This is a genomic window from Microbispora sp. NPDC004025 (assembly GCF_053604425.1).
Window position 1 is genome coordinate 113,513 of record NZ_JBSGHN010000015.1, and the last position, 26,198, is coordinate 139,710.

Below are 26,198 nucleotides of genomic sequence, written 5' to 3' on the forward strand. Positions count from 1 at the left end.
CCGGCTCCGTCGTACCGTGAACGAACCTGTCCGGTACGGCGGAGCCGTCGCCATTCGGCATAGGGTGCGCATGTGGCGAATGGTGCGTATCTGAGATTCCCCCATCTGCACGGCGACATCCTCACCTTCGTGGCGGACGACGACGTCTGGCTGGCGCCCACGGGCGGCGGCAGGGCGTGGCGGTTCACGGCCGACCGGGTGCCGGTCTCCCATCCCCGGTTCTCCTCCGACGGCACGCGCATCGCGTGGACGAGCACCCGCGAGGGCGACCCCGAGGTGTTCGCCGCCGAATTGGACGGCGGGGAGGGCGAGCGGCTCACGCACTGGGGCAACGCCATGACGGGCGTGCGCGGCTGGACCGAGGACGGGAACGTGCTGGCCGTCACCGCCGCGGGCCAGGCCTCGCGCTCCCGGCAGTGGGCCTGCGCGGTCCCGCTGGACGGCGGGTCGGTGACGGCTCTGCCGTACGGCAGGGTCAGCGAGGCCGCGGTCAGCGGACGCAGGGTGGCGACCGTCTCGGCGGTGTGGCGCGAGCCGTCGCAGTGGAAGCGTTACCGCGGCGGCACCGCGGCCAAGATCTGGGTGGACGCCACGGGCGACGGCGAGTTCAGCCGTCTGTTCGCCGGCAACCCCGCGCAGCACTGGGCGGTCATGTGGGTGGGCGAGCGCCTGGCCTTCCTCGCCGACACCGACGGCGACGGCAACCTGTACTCCTGCCTGCCGGACGGCTCGGACCTGCGGCAGCACACGACGCACCACGGCTTCTACGCGCGTCACGCCGCGACGGACGGCTCCCGCGTCGTCTACAGCCTCGCCGGCGACCTGTGGCTGCTGGAGAGCTTGGACGCCGAGCCGTACAAGCTGGACGTCATCCTGAGCGGGCCGCGTCCGGCCAGGGCCAGGCGGCCGGCGCCGAACAGGGTCGGCGATTTCGCGCCGGACCGCACCGGGCGGGCCAGCGTGGTGGAGATCCGCGGCACCGCCCACTGGCTGACCCACCGCGACGGCCCCGCGGGCGTGCTGCGCGCGGAGCCCGGCGTCCGGGTACGGCTGCCGCGGCCCCTCGACGACGCGGGCCGGGCCGTCTGGGTGTCGGACGCCTCCGGCGAGGACGCGCTGGAGATCGGCGCGACCGGCGGCGAGATCCGCACCCTGGCCGCCGGGGAACTCGGCCGGGTGCTCGACCTGGCCGCCGCGCCGGACGGCAAGCACGTCGCGGTCGCCACGCACGACGGGCGGCTCCTGATGGTGGACGTCGACTTCGGCGACGTCCGCGAGCTGGACCGCACCGCCCACGGCGACGTGCGGCACCTGACCTTCTCGCCGGACTCGGCCTGGCTCGCGTGGGCGCACGCCTACCAGCCCGGGCGCTCGCACCTGAAGCTCGCCCGCGTGGACGGCAGCACCGCGATCGAGGTGACGCCGCCGCGGTTCAACGACTACAGCCCATCCTTCACCAAGGACGGCAAGTATCTGGCCTTCCTGTCGGACCGCACGTTCAACCCGGTCTACGACAGTCACGTCTTCGACCTGTCCTTCCCCGCCGGCTGCCGGCCGTACCTGGTGCCGCTCAAGGCCACCACGCCCTCGCCGTTCGACCCCTCGCCGGCGGGGCGCGGCTTCAATGGCGAGGACGACGCCGGACCGGACGGCCGGCGCGGCCGGAACGCCCAGCACGCCAAGGACGACGGCAAGCCCGCCCCGCCGCCGATGACCGAGGTGGACGCCGACGGGCTGGCGGCGCGGATCGTGCCCGTGCCGGTGCCCGCCGCCACCTACTCCACCCTGCGTGCCGCCAAGGACGGCCTGCTGTGGCTGCGCCATCCTCTGACCGGGCAGCTCGGCGACGGCACCGAGCACGGGGAGCCGGTCCTGGAACGCTACGACCTGGTCAAGCGCAAGCTCGGCGAGCTCGACGGGGAGTTCGGGACCTTCGAGGTCAGCGGCGACGGCACGCGCCTGGTGGCCACCGGCGGGAACGGCCTGCAAACCCGTGCCACCGGAGAGGACGACGAGGTCGTCACCATCGACCTGGACCGGGTGGTGGTAACCGTCGACCCGGTCGCCGAGTGGCGGCAGGCGTACGACGAGGCCGGGCGGCTCATGCGCGACCACTACTGGCGCGCGGACATGAACGGCGTGGACTGGCCGGGCACGCTCGACCGTTACGCGCCCCTCGTGGAGCGGCTGGGCGCCTACTCCGAGCTCATCGACCTGCTCTGGGAGGTGCAGGGCGAGCTGGCCACCTCCCACGCCTACGCGCGGCCGGCCGGCGGCGCCCGCGATCCCCGGCGCCGCCAGGGCCTGCTCGGCGCCGACCTGACCCGGGACGAGAACGGGGTGTGGCGGATCAGCCGCGTCCTGCCGGGGGAGTCCTCCGACCACGAGGCCCGCTCGCCGCTGCTCGCGCCCGGCGTCGCCGTCCGGGAGGGCGATGCGATCGTGGCCGTCGGCGGGCGCCCGGTCGACCCGGTCCGCGGGCCGCTGGCACTGCTGTCCGGTACGGCGGAGCGGCCGGTGGAGCTGACCGTCCAGCCCGCCTCCGGCGGCGAGACCCGCCGGGTCGTCGTCACGCCCCTCGCCGACGAGACGCGGCTGCGCTACCACGACTGGGTGGCCGGACGGCGGGCGTTCGTGCGTGAGGCGTCGGGCGGACGGCTCGGCTACCTGCACGTGCCGGACATGATGTCGGCCGGGTGGGCGCAGTTCCACCGGGATCTGCGTACCGAGATGGGCTTCGACGGGCTCGTCGTGGACGTGCGTGACAACGGCGGCGGGCATGTGTCCGAGCTGGTGCTGGAGAAGCTGCAGCGGCGGGTGACCGGATGGTCGCTGGCCCGGGGGTACGAGCCGGCGCGCTACCCGGAGGACGCGCCCCGCGGGGCCGTCGTGGCCGTCACCGACGAGTACGCCGGGTCGGACGGGGACATCGTCAGTGCCGGGATCAAGAACCGCGGCATCGGGCCGCTCGTGGGCACGCGGACCTGGGGCGGTGTGATCGGCATCGACTCGCGGTACTCGCTCGTGGACGGGACCGTCGTCACGCAGCCGCGGTACTCGTTCTGGCTGGAGGGCGAGGGGTGGGGCGTCGAGAACCACGGCGTCGACCCGGACGTCGAGGTCGTGATGACCCCGCAGGACCTGGTCGCCGGGCGGGATCCGCAGCTGGCGCGGGCGGTGGAGCTGGCCCTGGCGGCACTGGAGGAGCGGCCTCCGGCGACTCCGCCGGAGATGCCGCCGCTGCGGTGACCCACTGGGGACGTTGACGATCGGCCGACCTACCGGACAAAATTACGCCCGAGCCACAAACTAGTCATAGAGAAGTAGGCGTGCGGTCAGGGCATGCCGCGACCACCACCGCTCCGGCGGTGGTCTGGGGCGCGCGCCTGACCGTATGGCTCACCGTCGGCGTGCGCCCCGCGTGGGAGGCACGTCTTGTACAGACGCATCATCGGCGGGCTGGCGACCGCCGCCGCGATGGCGGCGACCGTTCTCGTCGTCACCGGTACGCCGGCGAACGCCGCCGGCACGGGCACCGGCTACCTGCACACCAACGGAAACAAGATCGTCGACAGCACCGGCGCCACGGTCCGGCTGACCGGCATCAACTGGTTCGGCATGGAGACCGACAACAAGACCTTCCACGGCCTGTGGGCGAACAACCCGTGGAAGAGCCAGATCGACCTCATGGCGAACCTGGGCTACAACACCCTGCGGGTGCCGTTCTCCGACGACGCGCTCAAGCCGGGCGCGCAGGCGACGAGCGTCAACACCGCCTCCAACCCCGACCTGATCGGCCTGTCGCCGCTGCAGATCCTCGACAAGGTCGTGGACTACGCGGGCCAGAAGGGCATGCGCATCATCCTCGACCGGCACCGGCCGACCAGCGCGGGCCAGACCGCCCTGTGGTACACCTCCGGCGTCCCCGAGTCGACCTGGATCAGCAACTGGAAGTCGCTGGCCCAGCACTACGCCGGCAACCCCACCGTCATCGGGGCGGACCTGCACAACGAGCCGCACGCGGACGGCACCAACCCGAACGCGACCGGCTCCTGCTGGGGCTGCGGCGACCAGTCGCGTGACTGGCGCCTGGCGGCCGAGCGGGCGGGCAACGCGATCCTGTCCGTGCAGCCCAACTGGCTGATCTTCGTGGAGGGCGTGAGCTGCCCGAGCGGCGGCCTGTCCAACGTCTGGGACAACGACCCCAGCAACGACGAGGACTGCGGCTGGTGGGGCGGCAACCTCACCAAGGCCGGCCAGTTCCCCGTACGGCTCAACGTGGCCAACCGGCTCGTCTACTCGCCGCACGAGTACGCCACGTCGGTCTTCCACCAGAACTGGTTCGACGACCCGAACTACCCGGCCAACATGCCGGCCATCTGGGACAAGTACTGGGGCTACCTGTACAAGCAGAACATCGCCCCGATCATGGTCGGCGAGTTCGGCACCACGCTGGCCAGCAACATCGACAAGGTCTGGCTCCAGGAGCTCATGAAGTACATGGGCACCGGAGTGAACGGCATGTCCTTCACCTACTGGTCGTGGAACCCCAACTCGGGTGACACGGGCGGCATCCTGAAGGACGACTGGGCCACGGTCGACCAGGCCAAGCAGAGCATCATCTCGCCGTACCTCATCCCGCCGGTGGGCGACAACCCGCCGGTGTCGCCCTCGCCGCGCGTCTCGCCGAGCGTGTCGCCGCCGGTGTCCCCCTCGGTGTCGCCTCCGGTGTCCCCGTCGGCGTCGCCGTCGTCTCAGGGGGGCAAGACCTGCACCGCCACGTACAAGGTCGCCAACCAGTACCCCGGCGGCTTCCAGGGCGATGTCACCGTGAAGGCCGGCAACTCGGCCATCTCGGGCTGGACCGTGAAGTGGTCCTTCCCGAACGGCCAGAGCATCAGCCAGCTCTGGAACGGCACGCTCAGCGCGAGCGGCGCCAACGTCACGGTGACGAACCTGTCCTACAACGGCGCGCTCGGGGCCGGGGCCTCGACCACGTTCGGCTTCAACGGCAGCTGGTCGGGCAGCAACGGCGTTCCGTCCTCGGTGAGCTGCACGGCGAGCTGAGCGGGCGCCTCACGCCAGCGCGGCGGCGATCCTGGACAGGATCTCCTCCAGGATCGCCGCCGACGTCGCGAAGTTGAGGCGGGCGAAGGTGTCGCCGCCTCCGTAGTTCGGGCCCGGGTTGAGCTTGACCCGGGCCTCCCGCTCGAGGAAGTGCGCCGCGCCGGGCACGCCGAAGTCGAGCCACGCGAGATAGGTGGCCTCGGGCATGCGGTACCCGACCGACGGGAGCCGCTCGGCGATGCGCCTGCGGTTGCGGTCGAGAATCGTCAGCACCTCCTCCAGCCACGCGTCGCCGTGCCGCCAGGCGGCCACCGTGGCCTCCACGCCGAGGACACTCGGCGCCCCGTAGATGTGGGCGGGCTGGCGGCCGAGCGCGTCCCTGGCGTCCTTCGCGCCGATGTGGGCCACCGAGCAGTGCAGGCCACCCATGTTGAAGGCCTTGCTGGCGGAGGTCAGCGTGACGGTGCGCTCGGGAAGGATCGTGGCGAACGGGATGTGCCGGGCCGGGGCGTACGTCAGGTCCGCGTGGATCTCGTCGGCGATCACCAGCGTGCCGTGCAGATCGGCGTACGCGGCGACCGCCGCGAGCTCCTCACGGGTGAACGAGCGGCCCGACGGGTTCTGCGGGTTGACCAGCAGGAGCACCCGGACGGGCTCGCCGGGGACCTCGAACCTGCCGTCGGCCGTGAGCGGCATGGGCACCAGGCGGCGGTTCATCCCGGTGATCGTGCCGAGGAAGGGGTCGTAGGCCGGCACGTGCAGCGCCACGGCGTCGCCGGGCTCGGTCATGACGTGCAGCAGCACCTGGAGGGCCTGGTTCAGGTCCGTGTAGGACCGCACGTGGGCCGGATCCGCTCGCCAGCCGTACCGCGCCTCCATGCGCTCGGCGAACGCCTCCGCCAGGGGCCCGGCGGTCGGCTCGTCCAGCCAAGCGGGATAGCCGAGATCCGTGGCGGCGCGTCTCGCGATGGCCTCCGTGACCGCGTCGGGCACGGGGAAGTCCATGTCGGCGACCCAGGCGGGGATGACGCCGGACGCGGCGTGGGCCCATTTGATTCCGTCACGGCGGCGGGCCGCATCCAGCGACAGCGAGTCGAGATTCACCCGACTCACCCTAATTGCGAATTAGTGACCAGCGGAAAGGGGTGGTCGTCGCGCCCCGCGGCGCGTCGTGCCACGGGGCGCCGACGCCGTCACAGCTTGCGCAGGACGGCCGTGACCTTGCCGAGCACGGTCGCCTCGTCACCGGGGATCGGCTCGTAGTTGGGGTTGTGGGGCACCAGCCACACGTGCCCGTCCTTGCGCTTGAACGTCTTCACGGTGGCCTCACCGTCGATCATGGCGGCCACGATGTCGCCGTTGTCGGCGACCGGCTGCTGCCGCACCACGACCCAGTCGCCGTCGGCGATGGCGGCCTCGATCATCGAGTCGCCGGAGACCTGGAGCAGGAACAGGGTGCCCTCGCCCACGAGCTGCTTGGGCAGGGCGAACACGTCCTCGATGCTCTGCTCGGCGAGGATGGGACCACCGGCGGCGATGCGGCCGACCAGCGGCACGTAGGCGGCCGTCGGACGGCTGAACCCGGCCTCCTCCTCCGTGGTGGCGTCCGGATCCACCCACAGCACCGGCTCTCCGGGCAGCCGGACCTCCAGGGCGCGGGGGCGGTGCGGGTCGCGCCGGAGGTAACCCTTACGCTGGAGCGCCGTGAGCTGGTGCGACACGCTGGAGGTGCTCGTCAGCTGGACTGCCTCCCCGATCTCCCGCATGGACGGCGGATAGCCGCGCTGCTGGACCGAGTCGCGGATCACCTCGAGGATCTTCCGCTGCCTGGGGGTGAGGCCAAGCGAGTCGCGCCTGCGAACCGCGAGGTCGCTGACGCCATCCGCTTGCTCACTTCGGTCACCCACGATGCCACCTCTCAATCCGTGTTCCTCATGTCGCACAGAGCGACCGTACCGCGATTCAAGATCACCGTCAAACAATTGTTCGATATCCAGCGAAATCGCCGATCTCGCCGTTCCCCTCATCGTACGGGAGTTCGATCGATCCCGTGTTCGATTTACCCGATCTTCCAGGGCCGATGTACGTCCAGGTCAGAGGCCCTGCGGAAATCGGCGAGGAAAGGCGCCGTAAAGGGCCTATTCCGCGACCGGCGGGGCAGGTGAGGCGGCCGTGACCGGAGGCGCGACACGCGCGCCGAACAGGCACTTCCCCTCCCAAGGCCGGTTCGACTTGCGTTCAAGGTCGGGCACTTCTACGGTTGGACCACAACATCTAGTAGTCACACCGGTGTAAGTTCACCACACCTTGTGTTCGGGATGGGCGTTCAGGGAGGCGATGGAGTGCACTGTCCGTTCTGTCGCAACCCCGACACGCGGGTCGTGGACAGCCGCGCCGCCGAGGACGGGGCAGCGATCCGTCGCCGGCGCACCTGTCCCGAATGCGGGCGCAGGTTCACCACCCAGGAGACGGTGCTGCTGATGGTGAGCAAGCGCAGCGGGGTCACCGAGCCGTTCTCCCGGGAGAAGGTCGTCGCCGGCGTGCGGCGGGCCTGCCAGGGACGCCCGGTCAGCGAGGACTCCCTCGCCCAGCTCGGGCAGCGGGTCGAGGAGAGCATCCGGGGCACCGGTGCGGCCGAGATCGCCTCCCACGAGGTGGGTCTGGCCATCCTCGGTCCGCTCCGCGACCTCGACGAGGTGGCCTACCTGCGCTTCGCGTCGGTCTACCGCAGCTTCGAGACGCTGGCGGACTTCGAGGCGGAGATCGAGCGGCTCCGTGCGGCCCACGGCCCGGGGGGCGAGAAGTAGGCGCCTTCCGGGGGACCGGGACGAGGCGGACGGCGGCGCGCGACGGCGCGGCGCGACGATGTGGTTGTAACGAGCGTGGTCCGGAGAAGGGGCTCCATCGGGCCCTGGGAGGGGGAAGTCATGACGGAGACCGTGAGCGGCACCGTATCGGGTACGGGGGGCCGGGGGGGCAAGCGCCCGCGCAAGGGCCTGAAGATGAAGCGCGTCTTCACCACCCCGGGCGTCCACCCGTACGACGAGGTCCGCTGGGAGCGGCGCGACGTCGTGATGACGAACTGGCGGGACGGCTCGGTCAACTTCGAGCAGCACGGTGTCGAGTTCCCCGACTTCTGGTCGGTCAACGCGGCCAACATCGTCACCACCAAGTACTTCCGCGGGGCGGTGGGCACCCCGCAGCGTGAGTCGAGCCTCAAGCAGCTCGTCGACCGGGTGGTGGGCGTCTACACCAGGACCGGTCTGGAGAACGGCTACTTCGCCTCCGACGAGGACGCCGAGATCTTCGACCACGAGCTCAAGCACGCGCTGATCCACCAGATCTTCAGCTTCAACTCGCCGGTGTGGTTCAACGTCGGCACCCGCTCGCCCCAGCAGGTGAGCGCCTGCTTCATCCTGGCCGTGGACGACACGATGGAGTCGATCCTCGACTGGTACAAGGAAGAAGGCGTCATCTTCAAGGGCGGCTCGGGCTCCGGGGTCAACCTCTCCCGCATCCGCTCGTCCAAGGAGCTGCTGTCCAGCGGCGGCACGGCCAGCGGCCCGGTCTCCTTCATGCGCGGCGCCGACGCCTCCGCCGGCACCATCAAGTCGGGCGGCGCCACCCGCAGGGCGGCCAAGATGGTCGTCCTCGACGTGGACCACCCCGACATCGAGGAGTTCATCGAGACCAAGGCGCGCGAGGAGGACAAGATCCGCGCGCTGCGCGACGCCGGGTTCGACATGGACCTCGGCGGCAAGGACATCGTGTCCGTGCAGTACCAGAACGCCAACAACTCGGTGCGCGTCTCCGACGAGTTCATGCGGTCCGTCGAGGCCGGCGGGCAGTTCGGCCTGCGGGCCCGGCTGACCGGCGAGGTCATCGAGGAGGTCGAGGCCCGCTCGCTGTTCCGCAAGATGGCCCAGGCCGCCTGGGAGTGCGCCGACCCCGGCGTGCAGTACGACGACACGATCAACGACTGGCACACCTGCCCCGAGACCGGGCGCATCACGGCCAGCAACCCCTGCTCGGAGTACGTCCACCTGGACAACTCCTCGTGCAACCTCGCGTCGATCAACCTGCTGAAGTTCCTGCGCGACGACGACAGCTTCGACGTCGCGAACTTCGTCAAGGTCACCGAGCTGATCATCACCGCGATGGACATCTCGATCACCTTCGCCGACTTCCCGACGCAGAAGATCGCCGAGACCACCCGGGCGTACCGCCAGCTCGGCATCGGCTACGCCAACCTGGGCGCGCTGCTGATGGCGACCGGCCACGCGTACGACTCCGACGGCGGCCGGGCCATCGCGGCCGGGATCACCTCGCTGATGACCGCCGTGTCCTACCGCCGCTCGGCCGAGATGGCCGGGATCGTCGGCCCGTACGACGGCTACCAGCGCAACGCCGAGCCGCACAAGCGGGTCATGCGCAAGCACGCCGCGGCCAACGACGACCTGCGCACGCTCGAGGACATGGACAAGGCCCTGCACTCCGAGGCCACCCGGCAGTGGCAGGAGTGCCTGCGGCTCGGCGAGAAGAACGGCTACCGCAACGCCCAGGCGTCGCTGCTCGCCCCGACCGGCACCATCGGCCTGATGATGGACTGCGACACCACCGGCATCGAGCCCGACCTGGCGCTGGTCAAGTTCAAGAAGCTCGTCGGCGGCGGCTCGATGCAGATCGTCAACCAGACGATCCCGCGGGCGCTGCGCCGGCTCGGCTACCTCGAGGAGCAGGTCGAGGCCATCGTCGAGTACATCGCCGAGCACGGCCACGTCGTGGACGCCCCCGGCCTGCGGCCGGAGCACTACGAGGTGTTCGACTGCGCGATGGGCGAGCGGGCCATCGCCCCGATGGGCCACGTCCGGATGATGGCGGCCGTCCAGCCGTTCCTGTCCGGTGCGATCTCCAAGACCGTGAACCTGCCCGAGTCGGCCACCGTGGACGACATCGAGCAGGTCTACCTGCAGGGCTGGAAGCTCGGCCTCAAGGCCCTGGCCGTCTACCGCGACAACTGCAAGGTCGGGCAGCCGCTGTCGATCGCCAAGAAGACCCCGGAGGAGGCCTCCCAGGAGGCCGCGGAGCAGGAGCCGGTCGTCCAGGTCGTCGAGGTCGCGAGGCCGACCCGGCGGCGGATGCCGAACCAGCGGCCCAGCATCACCACCCGCTTCACGGTCGGCGGCGCCAAGGGCTACATGACCGCGTCGTCCTACCCCGACGACGGCCTGGGCGAGGTCTTCCTCAAGATGTCCAAGCAGGGCTCCACCCTCGCGGGCGTGATGGACGCGTTCTCCGTGGCGATCTCGATCGGCCTCCAGTACGGCGTGCCGCTGGACACGTACGTGCAGAAGTTCGTCAACATGCGGTTCGAGCCGGCCGGCATGACCGACGACCCCGACGTCCGGATGGCGCAGTCCGTGATGGACTACATCTTCCGGAGGCTCGCGCTCGACTACCTGCCGTATGAGGACCGGGCGGCCCTGGGCATCTTCTCCGCCTCCGAGCGGGCCGCGCAGCAGCGCGGGGAGGACCCGGCCGCGCTCCAGGACGTCGACACCGCCGCCCTGGCGCAGTCCGCGCCCATTGAGAGCGGGCAGTCCGCGCCCATCGAGAACGGCCAGCCGGCATCGATCGAGGCCAAGCCCGCCGAGGGGCCGTCCGCCGGGCAGCCCGCGCCGGTCGCGGTGCCCGAGCCGCGCCGGGCCGGCGCCTCGCTGGAGAGCCACCAGGGCCGCACGGCCGACGCGCCGCTGTGCATGACCTGCGGCACCAAGATGCGGCCCGCGGGCAGCTGCTACGTCTGCGAGGGCTGCGGCAGCACCAGCGGTTGCAGCTGACGAAGTGATGTTCCAGGTGGAACAGGCGTGACAGCGCCGAAGCGGTGAGCAGGGAACCGGGCCGTGGCCCGGTTCCCTGTGGCGCTGCTGCCGCCTCCACGGCGAGGCCGTACTCCTGACGTCGGCAGGGAATGTCGGCCGTCGCGGATACGGTCACTCGCCATGAGCACCCAGTACGACTGGCCCGGCCTCTTCTCGGTGAAGGGTCTGACAGCCAAGGATCCCGGCCACTCATCGTCGGACCTGGGCAACGATCTTGCCGACACCTTCGCGCGCGACCCCGCGAGCGAAAGGGGACTGGCGAGTGGCCGGCCCCCTCGCGTTTCCTCAGACCGTCGCGGCCGCGCGGTCCAGGTGCTCGGTGATGACGGCGGTGAACGCGGCGGGGTCCTCGAACGGCAGGCCGTGACCGCCGGGGACGGTCACGAGCTCGGCGTGCGGGATGAGCCGGGCGAGCTCACGCTGGTGGTGCGGCGGCACGATGCGGTCGCCGGCGCTGGAGACGATCAGAGTCGGGGCGGTCACACGCGGAAGCAACTCCGTGATGTCGACCGCGATGTCGGCACGCGCCTGCCGGGCGAACCCCTCCTCCGCGCCGTCGAGGGAGGCGGTGAAGGCGGCGGCGGCCTGCTCGAAGTCCTCCGCCGAGCGGGCGCGCAGCGTGGCGTCGCCCATCGCGGTGAACTGGAGCAGCCGGGCCAGCAGTGCCCTGTCGGTACGCACCAGGCGGATCCACAGGTCCATCTGGAAGGCCATCCACGGGTCGGTCCTGGCCCATCCGGCATGCGCGGTCAGCGACAGCACCCTGTCCGGCCGGGTGCCGGCCGCCGCCAGCGCCACGACGGCGCCGAGCGAATGGCCGACCAGGTGGAACCGCTCCAAACCGGCGTGTGCGGCCGCACCGAGCACCTGGGCGACCAGGTCCTCCACGTGGATCGGGCCGCCCTCGTCGACCGTGGTGCCCGAGCCCGACAGGTCGGGGGCGACCACGGTGAAGCGGCCGGCGACGGCCTCGATGAGGGGAGCCCAGTTGGTCTCGCCGGTGGCGCCGGTTCCGTGCACCAGCACGAGGCCGGGGCCGGTTCCGGTGACGAGGTAGCCGACGGTGCTGGAGCCGACGGTGACGACGGGCATGATCGTTCCTTTCAGGAGGTGATCCGCGCGGGTTCGCGCACGGACATCAGGAGGCCGACGGCGAGCGCGCCGGCCAGGGACAACAGGGTCAGCAGCCACAGGGCGGTGTGCAGCGCGTCCGCGTAGCCGGCGCTCGCCAGGCGGGCGAACTCCAGCCGCCCCGCTCCCGCCGGAACGGCGCCCGCGATGTCGCCCTGCAGCAGGCGTGAGGTCGCCAGGGCCGCCCGCGCCTCGCCGTACCGGCCGGTCAGGCTCGCCCGGGTGAGCGTGGACAGCACCGTGCCGAGCACGGCGATGGCGACGACCTCGCCGGTGATCCGGGCCGTGTTGAACAGCCCGGCCGCCATTCCGGCCCGCGCGGGCTCGACGGAGGAGACGGCCGCGCCGTCGACCACGGCCAGCGACAGGCCGAACCCCGCCCCGATCAGCACCAGCGGCGCGGCGAGCCGCACCGGGCCCGCCCCGGCGGGGACGGTGGCCAGCAACGCGGTCCCCGCAGCGACGAGCAGCAGCGTGGCCACGAGCAGGACGCGGTGCGGCAGGCGGCGTGCCAGGACGCCGGTGACGGGCGGCATGACCAGCGTCGGCCCGGTCAGCAGCATCAGCGTCAGCCCCGCCTGCCCGGCCGAGTAGCCGGAGGTGGCCATGAGGTACGGCGGTAGCACGATCGTCAGCGCGACGAAGCCGAAGGCCAGCAGGAACGGCATGGACGCGATCGCCGCGAACCGGGGACGGGTCAGCAGCGACAGGTCCACAAGCGGCGCGGGATGGCGCCGCTCGGCCATGGCGAAGGCCGCGGCCAGGATCGCACAGGCCGCGAAGGCGGCCGCCACGGCGGGGTGCGTCCAGCCGAGCGCGGGGCCCTCGATCACACCGAAGGTGAAGGCGGCGAGCGCGAGGGTGAAGGCCGCCGCGCCGCCCCAGTCCATGGGTCCGCCGGGGACGGCGCGCGACTCCTCCAGCACCACACTCAGCGGCAGGACCAGGAGCAGCGCCACCGCCGCGGCCGCGAACAGTCCGCGCCAGCCGACTGCGCCGACCAGCGTTCCCGCGATCACCGGACCGAAGGCCAGTCCCAGGCCGAGCGTCGTGCCGAACCAGGCGAACGCCCTGGTCCTGCCGGGGCCCGCCGGGTAGGCGTGCGCGAGCAGGGCGGTGCCGCCGGTGGAGGCCGCGGCGGCGCCCACGCCCGCCAGCGCCCTCGCGGCGACCAGGACGCCGACGTCCGGGGCGGCGGCGGCCAGGAGCATCGACGCCGTGAACACGCCGGTGCCGAGGGCGAACATCCTGCGCCGGCCGACCCGGTCGGCCAGCGCCCCGGTGCTCGCCATGAACGCGGCGAAGGCGAGGAAGAAGGCGTTGACCACCCACTGTGTGGCGTCCAGTCCGGCGCGCAGATCCGCGCCGATGTCGCCGAGCGCCACGGCGGTGCCCGTGGCGGTCACCGGGACGAGCAGCACGGCGGCGCAGATCACGGCGAGGGAGGACGCCCGGCGGGGCGGACCGGAGTATCGCGGGGACATCACTACCATCCGAAGATTGATAACCATAAAAACCCTGATGGTCATCAGAGCATGGATGAATAGGGGAAGGGCTGTCAAACCGGTGATACGGTCCGCATGTCAGAACCCTGGTGGACGGGGGAGGGTGGATGGGAGCCGAGGAGAGGATCGCCGACGCGGTGGCGTGGCGGCCGGGCAACGCCATCAAGCGCGCCGAGCAGGCGCTGATCGCGGAGAAGACCCGAGTGCTGCGGCCGTTCGAGCTGACCGTCCCGCAGTACGCGGCGATGTACGCGCTGTCGCTCGCCCCCGGCATCTCGGGGGCGAAGCTCGCGCGGTACTGCGCGGTGACCCCGCAGAGCATGACGACCGTGCTCAAGACGCTGGAATCGCGCGGGCTGGTGGAGCGGCGTCCCTCCAGCGATCACGCCCAGGTGCTCGTGACCCGTCTCACGCGCGCCGGGCAGGCGTTGCTGCGCAGGGCCGACGCCGCGGCCGTGGCGGTGGAGCGCCGGCTCGTGGACGCCTTCACGCCCGACGAGGCCGACCGGCTGCGAGACCTGCTCGAACGTGCCGTCGTCGTCCTGGAGGACAGGCCGCCAGACGGATGAGACCGGGGGAATGAGACCGGGGGCGGGCGTGTTGCCGCAGCCATGGTCATCGGATTCATCGGCAGCGGGAAGATCGGCGGCACCCTCGCGAAGCTGGCGGTCGACGCCGGGCACTCGGTGGTGCTGAGCAACTCCCGTGGGCCGCAGACGCTCTCCGAACTCGTCGCCGGGCTGGGCCCGGACGCACGCGCCGCCACCGCGGCCGAGGCCGCGGAGGCGGGGGACATCGTGGTCGTCACGATCCCCTTCGGGCGGTACCGCGAGGTGCCGGTCGAGCCGCTGGACGGCAAAGTCGTGATCGACACGAACAACTACTACTTCGAGCGGGACGGTCACTTCCCCGAGCTGGACGCGGGGGAGACCACCGACAGTGAGCTGCTCGCGGCGCACCTGCCGGGGTCGCGGGTCGTGAAGGCCTTCAACGCCATCAACTACGTCCATCTCGCCGAGCAAGGGCAGGCCGCCGGCACGGAGAACCGGCGGGCGCTGCCCATCGCGGGCGACGACGCCGAGGCCAAGAAGGCGGTCGCCGAACTGATCGACTCCTTCGGCTTCGACGTGGTCGACGCCGGGCCGCTGGCGGAGGGGCGTAGGTTCCAGCGGGACAAGCCCGCCTACGGTCCGCGGCTCACCGCCGCCGAGCTGCGCGAGGCCCTGAGCCGCGGCTGACGCCGGACGGCGGCCCGGCGTCCGGCCGGGCCGCCGGTCGCCCGATCAGTCGGTCTCGAAGGCGATCCGGTCGGTGAGCCAGCGGTAGAACTTGATCGAGAACCTGACCCAGTGGGCCACCATCGTGGTCAGGTGCTCCCTGGTCACGCCGGCCCCGATGTAGACCTGCGAGTCGCCGACGAGGCGGATGTCGCCGTTGTCCTGGGTGAACGTGTACACCTTCGGCCACATCGTGTCGGCGTTCCACTCGTTGAGCGCCGTGAGCAGCATCGGCTTGTCGTCCACCGAGTGCGGTCTGTCGTAGAAGGTGCGTACGGTGAAGAGATCTCCTTCCCTGCCGAACAGGAAGAAGATCGTGAGGTGGGCGGTGGAGATCGCCAGATCGCCCTCGGCGTCTATGGTGTGCTCGATGTCCAGCTCGTCGAGGATCTCCTCGAGGAGATCCCGGTCGGGCTGTACGACCGCTGGGGAAGGCGTCACGGTCCCATCCTGCCGCATCGGCTCGATCCTGCAGTGGGGGATGTGACAAGGGAGACTGCCGAGGAGTCCGTCGAGCACAGAGCCCGGTTGTTCGGGCTCGCCGTCCGGCCGCTCAGCTCCGCGGTGGAGCGTCATGAGGTCGAGGCGTAGTGCTTGTGGTAGCCGTGCTTACCACTCTGTGATTGATGGGACACGTGGGGTGACCTTACGATCACCGCATGAGCATCCCCACCGAACCCATCGGCAGCATCCCCCGTCCCGCGACGCTGCTGACCGCCCTGGCCGACCATGCCGCGGGGAGGGTCGAGGATGACGAACTCGCCGCGCGGCAGGAGGAGGCGACCGCCGACACCATCCGCAGGCTGCAGCGGCTCGGTTGCCCGGTCCTGGTCGACGGTGAGCAGGCCAAGCCGAGCTTCGCCACCTACCCGGTCGCCGGGCTCGGCACGCTCGCGCCGGACGGTGCGGTCATCCCGTTCGCCGACGGGCACACGCGTCAGCTGCCGCGGCTCACCGAAGGGCCGTTCCGCTACGCGACCCACTCCGACACGTACCTGCGGACGGCACGTCGGCACACGGACCTGCCGGTCAAGCAGGCCGTCGCCGCGCCCTCCGCACTGAGCCTGCTGTACCCGGCAGAGGGGGTCGACGGCTATCCCCGCGAAGTCTTCCTCGACGACCTGGTCGACGAGGCCGAGGCGGACATCCGCAGGTGCCTCGAGGCGGGAGCCCATATGGTGCAGCTGGACTTCACCGAGGGTCGTCTGTCGCTCAAGCTCGACCCCTCGGGCGGCCTGCTGGACGCCTTCGTCGCCCTGAACAACCGGGTGCTCGAGCGCTTCAGCGCGGCCGAGCGCGCCCGGATCGGCGTGCACACCTGCCCCGGCGGCGACCTGGACTCCACACACAGCGCCGACGTCGATTACGCCCTGCTGCTCCCCACGTTCTTCCGGCTCCGGGCGGGCAGCTTCTACGTCCAGCTCGCGAGCGAGCCCGACCGGGAGCGGGTGCTCCGCGTTATCGCGGAAACGCTCCCGGCCGAGGCACGGATCTTCGTGGGAGTGACCGACCCGATCGATCCCGTGGTGGAGACAGCCGAGCAGGTGCGCGACCGCGTTCTGGAGGCGGCCCGGCACCTGCCGCCCGAGCGGCTCGGTACCTGTGACGACTGCGGTTTCGCGCCGTTCGCCGACGACGCCTCGACGTCGCGGGAGACGGCGTTCGCCAAGATCACCGCGCGGCTGGAGGGCACCAGGCTCGCCGAACAGGTGCTCGGGCTGTAAGCGCTACCAGGAGGCCGTCGGGAACCACCCGTAGCCGAACATCGCGGGCAGCCGTACGTCCCAGTAGAGGAACGTGAAGGCGCCGACGACCAGGAAGGTCACGGCGGTGACCGCCGCGATCCGCGCGGGCGACGCCGTGAGCCACTGCGTGAAACGGCCCCTGGTCGCGTAGAGGAGCACCACGAAGAGCACGGCCATCAAGGTGATGTTGCCGAGGGACTGCAGGACGAAGACGGCGGCGCCGTAGAACGGGTTGCGCGTCGCCGCGGCGTACTCGAACAGCTTGTGGAACAGCGGGAACGGGCGGCCGACGAGGAACCCGCCGATCAGCGCGCCGACGACGACGAGCCGGGCGTGCGGGAACCGGCCGGACAGGCGGGTGAACGGATCGGGCACGACGCGCAGGGCCGCCAGGCCGAGGTAGACGAAAGCCAGGCCGATCAGCCCGAAGACCACGGACGCCTGGATCAGCCGGGGCGGCAGACCGGAGTCCGTCTGCACGGCGGACAGCTGGGGAAGCCGGTCGCCGAGCAGCGCCCCGACCGCGCCGTACACCGCGGAGACGACGACCATGCCGAGCGCGAGCCTGCTGAGCGGGCGCAGCACGGCCCCGAGCCTGCGGCTGTGCGCGTCCGGAGAGCCGGCCATCGGTGCGATCGCGCCGAACACGGCGATGTTGCACGCGGTGAACGTCCCGGCCAGGCCCGAGACGAACGCGAAGACGGTGCCCGCGGCGAGACCGCCGATGGCCGTCTCCTTGGCGTCGTAGCCGAGCAGGGTGTTGGCGACGTTGTCGCCGATCACGCTGTCCACGAACCGGAACGACCAGAGGGCGGCGATGACCGCGCCGGCCAGCACACTGAGGACGACGATCAGACCGCGGCGCCGGGGTACGCCGTCGGAGCGCGAGAGGGACGGGGAGGTGGGAAGCGGCAGGGTCCGAGCCATGGAACACCTTTCTCCGGACGAGGACGTGACGGGGGAGGTGCGATCGGGAGCTGCGGAGGGAAGGTCAGGACCGCCCGGCGGCGGCCTGCATCTCGGCGAAGAGCGCCAGGTAGCCGTTGGCGACGATCCGCTCGGCCCGGGCGGCGTACGACTCGGGGTCGTCGGGCGCGATCGTGGCCAGGCCGTCGACGTACCGGTTGAACATGCAGAAGGCGGCGGCGATGAGCACGGTGTCGTGGATCTCCATGTCGGTGGCGTCCTCGGCGCGCGCCGCGGCGATCTGCTCCTCGCTCACTTCCCTGCCGCCGTGCTGGACGGAGGCCGCGATGCGCAGCAGGGCCCTCATCTTGGGCGTGACCGGTGCGGAGTCGAGGTCGGCGCGCACCTGCTCGACCAGCGTCATCCCCTCGGGCAACTGGGCGGCGGCGTACGCGGCGTGCGAGGAGAAGCAGTAACGGCACTCGTTGAGCGACGACACGTACGCCGCGATCAACTCGCGCTCGCCCCGCGAGAGAGTGTTGTCGCCGCGCAGCAGCACCTCGGCGAGCGCGTTCAGCGGCTGGGCGGTCTCGGGGCGGAAGGCGAACAGACCGCGGATCCCCGGCGCGTCGGATCCGAGGGCGATGTGGGGCATGGACGCTCCCTTGCTGGCGGGGGAAGTGGGACGGGCGTCTCCCCAAGCAGCGTCGGCGAGAAAGATCGTCCGGTCAACCTCCGTAGTGCTCACCTTGCCGACGAGCGGCCGTGAAATCCTCGCCGCGGCCGCCGTCCGTCGCGGCGACGGTCAGTACGGCAGGCCGGTGCGGGCCAGGATGTGCTGCGGGACGGGGTGGGCGGCGTGCGGATCGGTCACGGGGGCCTGCCACGACGGGGTGAGCGGCAGAACGCCCGCCCACACGTCGTGCGGGTCGTCCGCGTCGTCCGGGTGGCCTTCGCGCGCCTTGACCGACGCCTCGTCGAGGGGGACCGCGAGGATGGTCGTCGCGGCCAGTTCCTTGCGGTTCGGCTGCCGGGCGTGGTCCCACTGGCCCGGAGCGACGTGCTCGGTCAGGCACCGCAGGGCGGCGAGCTTCTCGTCGTCCTCCAGCACGCGCGGCACGCCGTAGACCATCGCGCTGCGGTAGTTGACGCCGTGCTCGAAGACCGACCGGGCCAGCACCAGGCCGTCGACATGGGTGATCGTCACGCAGACCGTCGTGCCCCGGGTGAGGCTGCGGCTGGCCACCGAGCCGTGCACGTACAGCTGGGCGTCGTCGAAGCCGTAGACCGTCGGCACCACCATGGGGTCGCCGTCCACGACGACGCCGAGGTGGCAGACGAACCCGGCCCGGAGCACCTCGAACAGCGCCTCCCGGCCGGTACGCCCCTGCTCTCGCAACCGGCGGTGCCGGGTCCGCTCCGTCGCGGACAATTCACTCATGAGGCGGCATTCAATCAGATAAGGGCTGGCCTGCGGCTGAGCTCCCGCAGCCACCCGCGGAACTGCTCGACCGGATCCGTTCCCTCGCAGGCCGCCGTGTGGAGAGGCCGGCAGTTGTCCTCCGACCACGACAGAGGGAGATGAGCCGGTCCGAGGGCCGGGAACAGCACTCTGTTGCCCTCCACGTCGCTCGCCTCGATCTCCGCGTAGGTCAGGGGTTCCTTCAGTTCGACGACGAGAGCGACGCCGATGTCCAGGTCTCCCAGGTGCGCCGTGGACACCGCTCTGGCGAGACCGGCCAGAAAGCGCTCGACCTTGCGGCGCTGCCGGAGCGGCCTTCCCGTCCCCTTCAGATACCCCTTCCGCAACACCTCGGTGGCGGCGGAGGATGGTCACCATGGACGCGACGCGCGAGGCCCGCCCGGCGGAGACGCCGGGCGGGCCGTGGGATCGCTGTGACGGGCCGGATCAGGCGGCCGACGTCGGTGCGGACGTCCTCGGGAACCGGATGACGTTCCCGCCCGTGTATGCCCGGAGATCGACGATCTTCCTGTCCCCTCTGTCCCTCCTGGGCCTGCGGCGCAGCGCGGTCCTGATGTCCCTGACCTTGGCGAGCGACGGCACCACCGTGACCATGTTCATTACCCCCCGACCGTGATGGTTCCGTGACCTTGTCGGAATAGATATCGGAGACTCGGTAAAACCGGCGTAAAGCCTCCGCTGTCACGCGGGTCTCAGTAAGGAAGCAGCCGGCCGGAGGGGGTGCGCAGGTCGAGATCGGCGGCGGGACGGCGGATGCGGAGCGGCTTGCGGATCCTGGTGCGTCTCATGGCCTCCTCCTTCCGTGACGTAGGAAGACTATTCGTCCCGCCTGCCATCGTCTTCCGGTTTTCGGGGACAGACCGGTCAGACCATCGTGCCGGGGACCTTCCGGCTGATCACGGAGAGCCGGTTCCAGGCGTTGATCTGCGCGATCGCCACCACCAGCGCGGCCAGCTGCTCCTCGGAGTAGTGCTCGGCCGCCTCCTGCCAGACCTCGTCCGGCACCGGGTCGGGCCGGTCGGCGAGCCGTGTCGCGGCCTCGGTCAGCGCGAGCGCGGCCCGCTCGGCGTCGGTGTAGTACGGCGCCTCGCGCCACGCGGCCACCGACCACAGCCGCTCGTCGCTCTCCCCGGCCTTCTTCGCGTCCCGGCTGTGCATGTCCACGCAGAAGGCGCAGCCGTTGATCTGGCTCGCCCGGATCTTCATCAGTTCCAGGGTCGCGGGCGGCACGTCGCACTCGTGCAGGAAGCGCTCCACCCCGAGCATGGCCCGGTACGCCTCGGGAGCCAGCTTCTGGACATCGATCCTCGCGGTCATCGTGATCTCCTCGTCTCGTCGGCCCGCGTCACGCGGGCGAGCTTGTCCGGGTTGAGGACCATGTCGACGGCGGTGACCCGGCCGTGCGCGACGGTGAGCCCGATCACCGTCACCAGCCGGCCGTCCCGGTAGCGCAGCAGCCCCGGCCAGCCGTTGACGGTGGCCGGGACCAGTACGTGCCCGCACCGGTGGATGCCGATCAGCAGCCTGGCCACCTTGGCGGCGCCGAGGATCGGCCGCCGCGCCGCGGTCACGAGACCGCCGCCGTCGCTGCGCAGCACGACGCCGGGGTCGAGCAGCGCGAGCAGCGCGTCGATGTCGTCGCCCAGGCAGGCCCGGGCGAAGGCGTCCACCACCCGCCGGTGTTCGGAGGGGTCCACGTCGAACCGGGGCGCGCGGGACGCGACGTGCGCCCGCGCCCGTGCGGCGAGCTGCCGGCAGGCGGCCGGGCTGCGCCCGACCGCCGCGCCCACCTCGGCGAACGTCAGGCCGAACACGTCGTGCAGCACGAAGGCGGTCCGCTCGGCCGGGCTGAGCGACTCCAGCACGACGAGCATGGCCATGCTCATCGATTCGTCCAGAGTCACCCGCTCGGCGGGGTCGGGCCCCATCAGGACGGGCTCGGGCAGCCACGGCCCCACGTACTCCTCCCTGCGACGCCGCGCCGAGCGCAGCACGTCGAGGGCGAGCCGGGAGACCGTGACCACCAGCCAGCCGGTCACGTCCCTGATCTCGTCGCCGGCCGCGGCCTTGGCGGTCCGCAGCCGCAGCCAGGCGTCCTGCACCACGTCCTCGGCCTCGTCCAGGCTGCCGAGCAGGCCGTACGCGACGCCGAGCAGCCGGGGCCGCAGCGCCTGGAACTCGGCGTCCAGGCCGGTCACCGCGCTTTCATGGTCGTTCACACCCTGAGGACGGGACACCTCCTCAGTGTGTGACATCCCTTCGCGGCGGCTGCGCTCACGGGGCGTCCTGAGCCGGTGCCGGGGAACCTCCGGGGGCGCGCAGGCCGAACGCGACGACGACCGCGCCGAGCACCGCCGCCGCCATCGGGACGGCCAGCGCGGTCCGCAGCGCGTCCGGTCCCGGTCCGGCCGCGACGCTGACGGCGGTGACGGCCGACAGCCCGAGCGCGGTGCCGAACTGCATCGCCGTGTAGAGCAGGCCGCCCGCCAGGCCGTGCTCGTCCTCGTCGACGCCCTCCGTCGCGGCCATGGTCAGCGGGCCGTACGCCAGAGAGAAGGACAGGCCGAGCAGGAGCAGCGCCGGGAGCATGGCGGCGTAGGTCCAGTCCATCCCCACGGGCAGGAACAGCGCGTACGCGACCGCCGCGAGCACGATGCCGCCGAACAGCACCCGCGTGTTGCCGAAGCGGTTCACCAGGCGCGGCGTCAGCGTCGGCGCGAGCACCGTGTCGATGCCGATCACCAGCATGGCCAGGCCGGTCTGCATCGTGTTCCAGCCACGCCACTCCTGGAGGTACAGGGTGATCAGGAACTGGAACCCCGCGAACGCGAACAGGAACAACAGCGCCGCCGCGTTCACCCGCACCAGCGGCGCGGTGCGCAGGATGCCCAGCCGCACCAGGGGCGACGACGACCGCCGCTCGATCGCGGCGAACACCCCCAGCAGCACCAGCCCCGCCGCGATCGCGCCGGCGGTCAGGCCGGGGCCGTCGCCGGGGTGTTCCAACCGGACCACCCCGTACGCCAGCAGCAACATGGCTCCCGTGACGGCGAACGCCCCCGCCAGGTCGAAGCCGCCCGGTGCCGCTGAGAGTGACGGGCGCTCGCCGCCCGTGTCACGGACGAGGATCAGCGCGGCCGCCAGGATCAGCGCGGACAGGATGACCGGCGCGAAGAACACCCACCGCCAGCCGAACGCGGTGAGCACGCCGCCGGCGACCAGGCCGAGCGAGAACCCGCCCGCCGCCGTGCCCGCGTACACGCCGAGCGCCTTGGTGCGCAGCGGTCCCTCGGGGAAGTTGGAGGTGACCAGCGCCAACCCGGCGGGCGCCATGAACGCGGACGCGACCCCCGTGACGAACCGTGCGGCCAGCAGCATCCAGCCCTGGGTGGCGAACCCGCCGAGCCCGGAGAAGACCAGGAAGACGGTCAGCCACAGCAGGAACATCCGCCGGTGCCCCAGCAGGTCGGCGGCGCGCCCACCGAGCAGCATGAACCCGCCGTAGCCGAGCACGTAGGCGCTGACGACGCCGCTGAGCATCCCGGTGGACAGGCCCAGGTCGGCCCGGATCGACGGCAGCGCCACGTTCAGCATCGCCACGTCGATCCCCTCCAGGAAGATCGCGCCGCACAACACCATCAGCACGCCCCATGCGCGTCCCGTCATGCGGGCGGTCATGCGGGCCGGCTGCCGGGCGGCGATTCCGCCCACGGAATTGGACATCGGAGTCCGGCTCCATCTCGTAGGGGAACCGGCCCCGGAGCGGTTCCCCGAGTGCCTGCCGGTTCCCTCTTGTAACCGACTGCATCCTCAGGCACTATCGGTGACTGTGGAAGACGGCACTCCTCAGTCCCTCGGTTACTGCGCGAATACCGGCGTCGACGACGACGTCCTCCAATGGGACCAGCGCGCGGACTGCGAGGTGCGGCAGATCCTCGACCGCATCGCCGACAAGTGGTCGCTCCTGGTGATCGCGCTGCTCGACAAGCGGAGCCTGCGCTTCACCGAGCTGCGCCGCGCGATCGACGGGGTCAGCCAGCGCATGCTCGCCCGCACGTTGCGGCATCTCGAACGCGACGGACTGGTGAGCCGCACGGTGCACCCCACGGTCCCGCCGCGTGTGGACTACGCGCTGACGCCTATGGGCGCGACTCTGCACGCCACCATCCGCGCCCTGGTCGTCTGGACCGAGGAGCACCAGAACGCCATCGCCGCGGCGCGCGCCGCCTACGACCGGCGCGTGGCCGCCGAGCAGGAGGCCGCCGAGCGCGAAGAGGCCGAACGCCTGGCCGTCGCGCGCGCGGTCCTGCCGATCAGGGGCTGACCGTCGGTACGGGTGCCTGGACGAGCGCGAGCACGCGCCGGCCCGGTACGCGTCCTAGGCCGACTCCCTCACGACGAGGCGGGTGGGCAGGATCACCGGGTCCACCGGGCCGCCGCCGTCGATGAGCGTGAGCAGGAGCCGTACGGTCTCCTGCGCGACCTCGGCGAGCGGCTGGCGGACGGTGGTCAGCGGCGGATGCGTGGTGGCGGCCACCGACGAGTCGTCGAAGCCCCCCACGGCCACGTCGTCGGGCACCCGGCGCCCGGCCGCGCGCAGCGTGGACAGCGCGCCGGCCGCCATGAGGTCGGAAGCCACGAAGACGGCGTCGAGGTCGGGCGTGCGCTCCAGGAGCCGCGCCATCGCGCTCTCGCCGCTGATCTGGGTCCAGTCGCCGTGCTCGATGAGCCTCCTGGACGCCTTCCTGCCGAGCACGTCGGCGAAGCCCTCCAGGCGCTGGATGCCGCCGGGGGTGTCCATCGGGCCGGTGATCGTGGCGATCCTCCTGCGGCCCTGCTCGACCAGGTAGCGGGTCATCTGCCGGGCGCCCTCGCGGTCGTCGGCCGCCGCGTAGGGGATCGTGGTCTCCCGTCCGATGACCGCGCCCTGCGCCACGGCGGGGACCTTCGTCTCCACCAGGGCGTCCACGAGCGTGTCGCCGGCGTGCGTGGACATCAGGAACACGCCGTCGGCGTGGCCGCCGCGCACGTAGCGGAGCACCCGCTCGCGGTCCCCGTCGTCGCCGGCCAGCATGACGACGAGGGACACGTCGCGCTCGGCCAGGCGTTTGATGGCCGTGCGGATCATCACGCTGTAGTTGGGGTCCTCGAACAGCTTCTCGTGCGGTTCGGACAGGACCATCACGACCGACCCGGTCCGCTGGGTGACCAGGCTCCTGGCGGCGCGGTTGACGACGTACCCGGTCTCGGCGATGGCCCGGCGGACGGCGGCGTGGGCGGCGGGGCTCACGTACCGGTCGTCGTTGAGCACCCGGGAGACCGTGCCCCGGGAGACGCCCGCCGCCGCGGCCACGTCGTGGATGGTCGGACGTTTCGCCATAGACGTATTTTCCCCCCGCCGATCAGCGTGTTTCCCCGTGCGCATCAGCTTTTCACGGCCCCGCCGGACAGGTCCGTACGCCAGTAGCGCTGCATCGTGAGGAACAGCGCGATCAGCGGGATGAGCGACAGCATCGTCCCCGTGATGATCAGGTTGTACAGCGACGGCTGGTTGGCGCCCGCGGCGAGCAGCGTGTAGAGGCCGACCGTCAGCGGGAACCTGTGGTCGTCGCCCAGCATGATGAACGGCAGCAGGAAGTTGTTCCAGATCGCGACGAACTGGAACAGGAAGATCGTCACCATGCCCGGCGTCATCATCGGCAGCGCCACCTGGCGGAACAGCCGCCACTCGCTCGCGCCGTCGAGCCGGCCCGCCTCCAGCAGCGAGCCCGGGATCGCGGCCCTGGCGTAGATCCGGGCCAGGTAGATGCTGTACGGATGCAGGATCTGGGGCAACAGCACCGACCAGTACGTGTCGGCCAGGCCGGCCTTGGAGAACAGCAGATACTGCGGGATCGCCAGCACCACCGACGGCACGAGGATGCCGCCGATGAGCAGGTTGAAGATCAGATTTCGCCCTGGGAAGTCGTACGTGGCGAGGGCGTAGCCCGAGACGGTGGACACCGCGGTCGACAGGACCGCGCCGCCCCCGGCGTACAGGAGGGTGTTGAGCAGCCAGAGCCAGAAGACGCCGTCGCGGTAGGCGAACAGGTCGGTCAGGTTGGACAGCAGGCCGGTCCCGGGCGCGAACGTCGAGGTGGAGAACAGCTCGGCCTTCGATTTGGTGGCCGCGACCACCACCCAGCTCACCGGGAACAGGGTGTAGATCGCGCCCAGCACGAGCACCCCGGTCGGCACGATCCCCAGCGGCCGGCGCGGCGCCGGCCGGGCGTGGCCGCGGCTCCGCGGCAGCGCGGTGGCGGCCATCAGCCCTCCCCGAACGCGCGGTTCTTCACGATCCGCAGGAAGCCGAACGACAGGACGAGGGAGATCCCGGCGATCACCATGGATGTCGCGGCGGCCGAGTAGAGGTCGCCGGTGACGAACGCGTCGCGGTACACCTTCATCAGGGGGCTCCAGGTCGAGCTGATCGTGTTCGTCAGCGGCCGAAGGGTGGTCGGTTCCGTGAACACCTGGACGGTCGCGATGACGGAGAACACGGTGGTCAGGATGATCGACGGGACCAGGATCGGGATCTTGACACGCAGCGCGATGCCCAGCTCGCTCGCGCCGTCGATCCTGGCCGCCTCGTAGTACTCCCGCGGCACGGCCCGCAGGTTCGTGTAGAGCACCAGCATGTTGAAGCCGGTGCCGCCCCAGACCGCGACGTTCGCCATCGAGAACGTCACCAGGCCGGCGCTCAGGAACGGATGCTCGCCGAACGGGCTGAGGCTGGGCAGGTAGAGGAAGCCCCACATCAGCGTCGCGGCCACGCCGGGCACGGCGTACGGCAGGAAGATCGAGATCCGGGTGAGGCGGGCGAGCCGCACGTGCGCGGCGTCGAGCATGAGCGCGAACACGAGGGCGAGCCCCAGCATCAGCACCAGCACCAGCGCGCCGTATCCGAGGACGCGCAGCCAGCCGGCCCACAGCTCGCCGTCGCCGACGGCGGCCGCGTAGTTGGCGAGCCCGGCGAAGACCTCCGTACGGGCCCCCTTGCCGAGGCCCAGGCCGGAGACCTTGGTGCGCCGCAGGCTCAGATAGATCGTGTAGCCGATGGGCAGGGCCATGAAGAGCGTGAACAACGCCATGGCCGGGGCGAGGAACAGATAGGGCACGGCGCCCGCGCGGCCGGCGCGGGCGCCTGTCTTCGGGGATCGCAT

24 protein-coding genes are annotated in these 26,198 nt (G+C 71.2%); 9 read left to right on the forward strand and 15 right to left on the reverse strand.

The window, feature by feature from the left end:
- The first annotated feature begins 72 nt into the window (after positions 1–72).
- Positions 73–3,249 (forward strand): S41 family peptidase, encoded by a 3,177-nt coding sequence (locus ACWEQG_RS30990; protein WP_452290128.1) that lies wholly within the window; start codon positions 73–75, stop codon positions 3,247–3,249.
- A gap of 186 nt (positions 3,250–3,435) precedes the next feature.
- A complete protein-coding gene (locus ACWEQG_RS30995; protein ID WP_452290130.1) occupies positions 3,436–5,067 on the forward strand; it encodes a cellulase family glycosylhydrolase in 1,632 nt (543 codons plus the stop codon).
- A 9-nt stretch (positions 5,068–5,076) separates the two neighbouring features.
- Here the strand turns inward: ACWEQG_RS30995 and ACWEQG_RS31000 are convergent, their stop codons facing one another.
- Complete coding sequence (locus tag ACWEQG_RS31000; RefSeq protein WP_452290132.1) at positions 5,077–6,171, reverse strand: MalY/PatB family protein; 1,095 nt, start codon at positions 6,169–6,171, stop codon at positions 5,077–5,079.
- A gap of 89 nt (positions 6,172–6,260) precedes the next feature.
- Positions 6,261–6,977 carry a transcriptional repressor LexA gene (gene lexA, locus ACWEQG_RS31005; protein ID WP_363461198.1) on the reverse strand — a complete coding sequence of 239 codons (717 nt, stop codon included), beginning with the start codon at positions 6,975–6,977 and terminating at the stop codon, positions 6,261–6,263.
- Positions 6,978–7,409: 432 nt separating this feature from the next.
- On the opposite strand from lexA, the gene nrdR reads away from it, so the two are divergent.
- Together nrdR and ACWEQG_RS31015 are read left to right on the forward strand one after the other, a co-directional pair.
- Positions 7,410–7,874: a transcriptional regulator NrdR gene (gene nrdR / locus ACWEQG_RS31010; RefSeq protein ID WP_363461123.1), complete on the forward strand. Its 465-nt coding sequence runs from the start codon at positions 7,410–7,412 to the stop codon at positions 7,872–7,874.
- 120 nt (positions 7,875–7,994) lie between these two features.
- Positions 7,995–10,907, forward strand: a complete 2,913-nt coding sequence (locus tag ACWEQG_RS31015) for a vitamin B12-dependent ribonucleotide reductase (RefSeq protein ID WP_452290134.1) — start codon at positions 7,995–7,997, stop codon at positions 10,905–10,907.
- A 327-nt stretch (positions 10,908–11,234) separates the two neighbouring features.
- Here the strand turns inward: ACWEQG_RS31015 and ACWEQG_RS31020 are convergent, their stop codons facing one another.
- Both ACWEQG_RS31020 and ACWEQG_RS31025 read right to left on the reverse strand, forming a co-directional pair.
- A complete protein-coding gene (locus ACWEQG_RS31020) occupies positions 11,235–12,041 on the reverse strand; it encodes an alpha/beta fold hydrolase (RefSeq protein WP_452290136.1) in 807 nt (268 codons plus the stop codon).
- 11 nt (positions 12,042–12,052) lie between these two features.
- Positions 12,053–13,564, reverse strand: coding sequence for an MFS transporter (locus ACWEQG_RS31025; RefSeq protein ID WP_452290138.1), 1,512 nt, complete (start codon positions 13,562–13,564; stop codon positions 12,053–12,055).
- A 128-nt stretch (positions 13,565–13,692) separates the two neighbouring features.
- Here ACWEQG_RS31025 and ACWEQG_RS31030 point away from each other — a divergent pair, with 128 nt between their 5' ends.
- Positions 13,693–14,154 carry a MarR family winged helix-turn-helix transcriptional regulator gene (locus tag ACWEQG_RS31030; protein WP_452290140.1) on the forward strand — a complete coding sequence of 154 codons (462 nt, stop codon included), beginning with the start codon at positions 13,693–13,695 and terminating at the stop codon, positions 14,152–14,154.
- A 42-nt stretch (positions 14,155–14,196) separates the two neighbouring features.
- Positions 14,197–14,823, forward strand: a complete 627-nt coding sequence (locus tag ACWEQG_RS31035) for an NADPH-dependent F420 reductase (RefSeq protein ID WP_452290142.1) — start codon at positions 14,197–14,199, stop codon at positions 14,821–14,823.
- 45 nt (positions 14,824–14,868) lie between these two features.
- Here ACWEQG_RS31035 and ACWEQG_RS31040 read toward each other — a convergent pair whose 3' ends face one another.
- Positions 14,869–15,303 carry a type III secretion system chaperone family protein gene (locus ACWEQG_RS31040; RefSeq protein ID WP_363461135.1) on the reverse strand — a complete coding sequence of 145 codons (435 nt, stop codon included), beginning with the start codon at positions 15,301–15,303 and terminating at the stop codon, positions 14,869–14,871.
- A 218-nt stretch (positions 15,304–15,521) separates the two neighbouring features.
- On the opposite strand from ACWEQG_RS31040, the gene ACWEQG_RS31045 reads away from it, so the two are divergent.
- Entirely contained in the window at positions 15,522–16,586 is a 1,065-nt protein-coding gene (locus ACWEQG_RS31045) for a cobalamin-independent methionine synthase II family protein (RefSeq protein ID WP_452290144.1), read from the forward strand.
- Between the two features lie 3 nt (positions 16,587–16,589).
- Here ACWEQG_RS31045 and ACWEQG_RS31050 read toward each other — a convergent pair whose 3' ends face one another.
- From ACWEQG_RS31050 to ACWEQG_RS31065, 4 genes are all read right to left on the reverse strand, one after another.
- Positions 16,590–17,534, reverse strand: a complete 945-nt coding sequence (locus ACWEQG_RS31050) for a hypothetical protein (protein WP_452290145.1) — start codon at positions 17,532–17,534, stop codon at positions 16,590–16,592.
- Between the two features lie 64 nt (positions 17,535–17,598).
- Positions 17,599–18,168 carry a carboxymuconolactone decarboxylase family protein gene (locus tag ACWEQG_RS31055; protein WP_452290147.1) on the reverse strand — a complete coding sequence of 190 codons (570 nt, stop codon included), beginning with the start codon at positions 18,166–18,168 and terminating at the stop codon, positions 17,599–17,601.
- Between the two features lie 150 nt (positions 18,169–18,318).
- On the reverse strand, positions 18,319–18,954 hold the full coding sequence (locus tag ACWEQG_RS31060; RefSeq protein WP_452290149.1) for a pyridoxamine 5'-phosphate oxidase family protein: 636 nt from the start codon (positions 18,952–18,954) through the stop codon (positions 18,319–18,321).
- Between the two features lie 14 nt (positions 18,955–18,968).
- Positions 18,969–19,322: a hypothetical protein gene (locus ACWEQG_RS31065; RefSeq protein ID WP_452290151.1), complete on the reverse strand. Its 354-nt coding sequence runs from the start codon at positions 19,320–19,322 to the stop codon at positions 18,969–18,971.
- Between the two features lie 29 nt (positions 19,323–19,351).
- Here ACWEQG_RS31065 and ACWEQG_RS31070 point away from each other — a divergent pair, with 29 nt between their 5' ends.
- A complete protein-coding gene (locus tag ACWEQG_RS31070) occupies positions 19,352–19,612 on the forward strand; it encodes a hypothetical protein (RefSeq protein WP_452290153.1) in 261 nt (86 codons plus the stop codon).
- A gap of 248 nt (positions 19,613–19,860) precedes the next feature.
- On the opposite strand, the gene ACWEQG_RS31075 is transcribed toward ACWEQG_RS31070, so the two are convergent.
- Genes ACWEQG_RS31075 through ACWEQG_RS31085 form a run of 3 tightly spaced genes read right to left on the reverse strand, consistent with a single transcriptional unit; the run spans position 19,861 to position 22,719 of the window.
- Positions 19,861–20,313 (reverse strand): carboxymuconolactone decarboxylase family protein, encoded by a 453-nt coding sequence (locus ACWEQG_RS31075; protein WP_452290154.1) that lies wholly within the window; start codon positions 20,311–20,313, stop codon positions 19,861–19,863.
- Complete coding sequence (gene sigJ / locus ACWEQG_RS31080) at positions 20,310–21,215, reverse strand: RNA polymerase sigma factor SigJ (RefSeq protein WP_452290156.1); 906 nt, start codon at positions 21,213–21,215, stop codon at positions 20,310–20,312. Before sigJ ends, ACWEQG_RS31075 begins: the two co-directional genes overlap by 4 nt.
- Before the next feature lie 55 nt (positions 21,216–21,270).
- Positions 21,271–22,719 carry an MFS transporter gene (locus tag ACWEQG_RS31085; RefSeq protein ID WP_452290158.1) on the reverse strand — a complete coding sequence of 483 codons (1,449 nt, stop codon included), beginning with the start codon at positions 22,717–22,719 and terminating at the stop codon, positions 21,271–21,273.
- A gap of 100 nt (positions 22,720–22,819) precedes the next feature.
- Here ACWEQG_RS31085 and ACWEQG_RS31090 point away from each other — a divergent pair, with 100 nt between their 5' ends.
- On the forward strand, positions 22,820–23,320 hold the full coding sequence (locus tag ACWEQG_RS31090) for a winged helix-turn-helix transcriptional regulator (RefSeq protein WP_452290160.1): 501 nt from the start codon (positions 22,820–22,822) through the stop codon (positions 23,318–23,320).
- A gap of 54 nt (positions 23,321–23,374) precedes the next feature.
- Here ACWEQG_RS31090 and ACWEQG_RS31095 read toward each other — a convergent pair whose 3' ends face one another.
- The 3 genes from ACWEQG_RS31095 to ACWEQG_RS31105 are packed head-to-tail and all read right to left on the reverse strand — an operon-like array spanning position 23,375 to position 26,198.
- Positions 23,375–24,376, reverse strand: coding sequence for a LacI family DNA-binding transcriptional regulator (locus ACWEQG_RS31095; protein ID WP_452290161.1), 1,002 nt, complete (start codon positions 24,374–24,376; stop codon positions 23,375–23,377).
- Positions 24,377–24,420: 44 nt separating this feature from the next.
- Positions 24,421–25,302, reverse strand: coding sequence for a carbohydrate ABC transporter permease (locus ACWEQG_RS31100; RefSeq protein ID WP_452290163.1), 882 nt, complete (start codon positions 25,300–25,302; stop codon positions 24,421–24,423).
- On the reverse strand, positions 25,302–26,198 hold the full coding sequence (locus tag ACWEQG_RS31105; RefSeq protein WP_452290299.1) for a carbohydrate ABC transporter permease: 897 nt from the start codon (positions 26,196–26,198) through the stop codon (positions 25,302–25,304). Before ACWEQG_RS31105 ends, ACWEQG_RS31100 begins: the two co-directional genes overlap by 1 nt.

Bases quoted from the DNA above. Each gene is read 5' to 3' on its own strand.
- ACWEQG_RS31015 (WP_452290134.1), top strand. From the start codon at position 7,995: ATGACGGAGACCGTGAGCGGCACCGTATCGGGTACGGGGGGCCGGGGG.
- ACWEQG_RS31085 (WP_452290158.1), bottom strand. From the start codon at position 22,719: ATGTCCAATTCCGTGGGCGGAATCGCCGCCCGGCAGCCGGCCCGCATG.
- ACWEQG_RS31045 (WP_452290144.1), top strand. From the start codon at position 15,522: ATGAGCATCCCCACCGAACCCATCGGCAGCATCCCCCGTCCCGCGACG.
- ACWEQG_RS31055 (WP_452290147.1), bottom strand. From the start codon at position 18,168: ATGCCCCACATCGCCCTCGGATCCGACGCGCCGGGGATCCGCGGTCTG.
- ACWEQG_RS31105 (WP_452290299.1), bottom strand. From the start codon at position 26,198: ATGCGATCCCCGAAGACAGGCGCCCGCGCCGGCCGCGCGGGCGCCGTG.
- ACWEQG_RS31060 (WP_452290149.1), bottom strand. From the start codon at position 18,954: ATGAGTGAATTGTCCGCGACGGAGCGGACCCGGCACCGCCGGTTGCGA.
- ACWEQG_RS31025 (WP_452290138.1), bottom strand. From the start codon at position 13,564: ATGTCCCCGCGATACTCCGGTCCGCCCCGCCGGGCGTCCTCCCTCGCC.
- ACWEQG_RS31035 (WP_452290142.1), top strand. From the start codon at position 14,197: ATGGTCATCGGATTCATCGGCAGCGGGAAGATCGGCGGCACCCTCGCG.
- ACWEQG_RS31075 (WP_452290154.1), bottom strand. From the start codon at position 20,313: ATGACCGCGAGGATCGATGTCCAGAAGCTGGCTCCCGAGGCGTACCGG.
- ACWEQG_RS31050 (WP_452290145.1), bottom strand. From the start codon at position 17,534: ATGGCTCGGACCCTGCCGCTTCCCACCTCCCCGTCCCTCTCGCGCTCC.
- ACWEQG_RS31095 (WP_452290161.1), bottom strand. From the start codon at position 24,376: ATGGCGAAACGTCCGACCATCCACGACGTGGCCGCGGCGGCGGGCGTC.
- ACWEQG_RS31030 (WP_452290140.1), top strand. From the start codon at position 13,693: ATGGGAGCCGAGGAGAGGATCGCCGACGCGGTGGCGTGGCGGCCGGGC.
- ACWEQG_RS31070 (WP_452290153.1), top strand. From the start codon at position 19,352: ATGGACGCGACGCGCGAGGCCCGCCCGGCGGAGACGCCGGGCGGGCCG.
- ACWEQG_RS31100 (WP_452290163.1), bottom strand. From the start codon at position 25,302: ATGGCCGCCACCGCGCTGCCGCGGAGCCGCGGCCACGCCCGGCCGGCG.
- ACWEQG_RS31020 (WP_452290136.1), bottom strand. From the start codon at position 12,041: ATGCCCGTCGTCACCGTCGGCTCCAGCACCGTCGGCTACCTCGTCACC.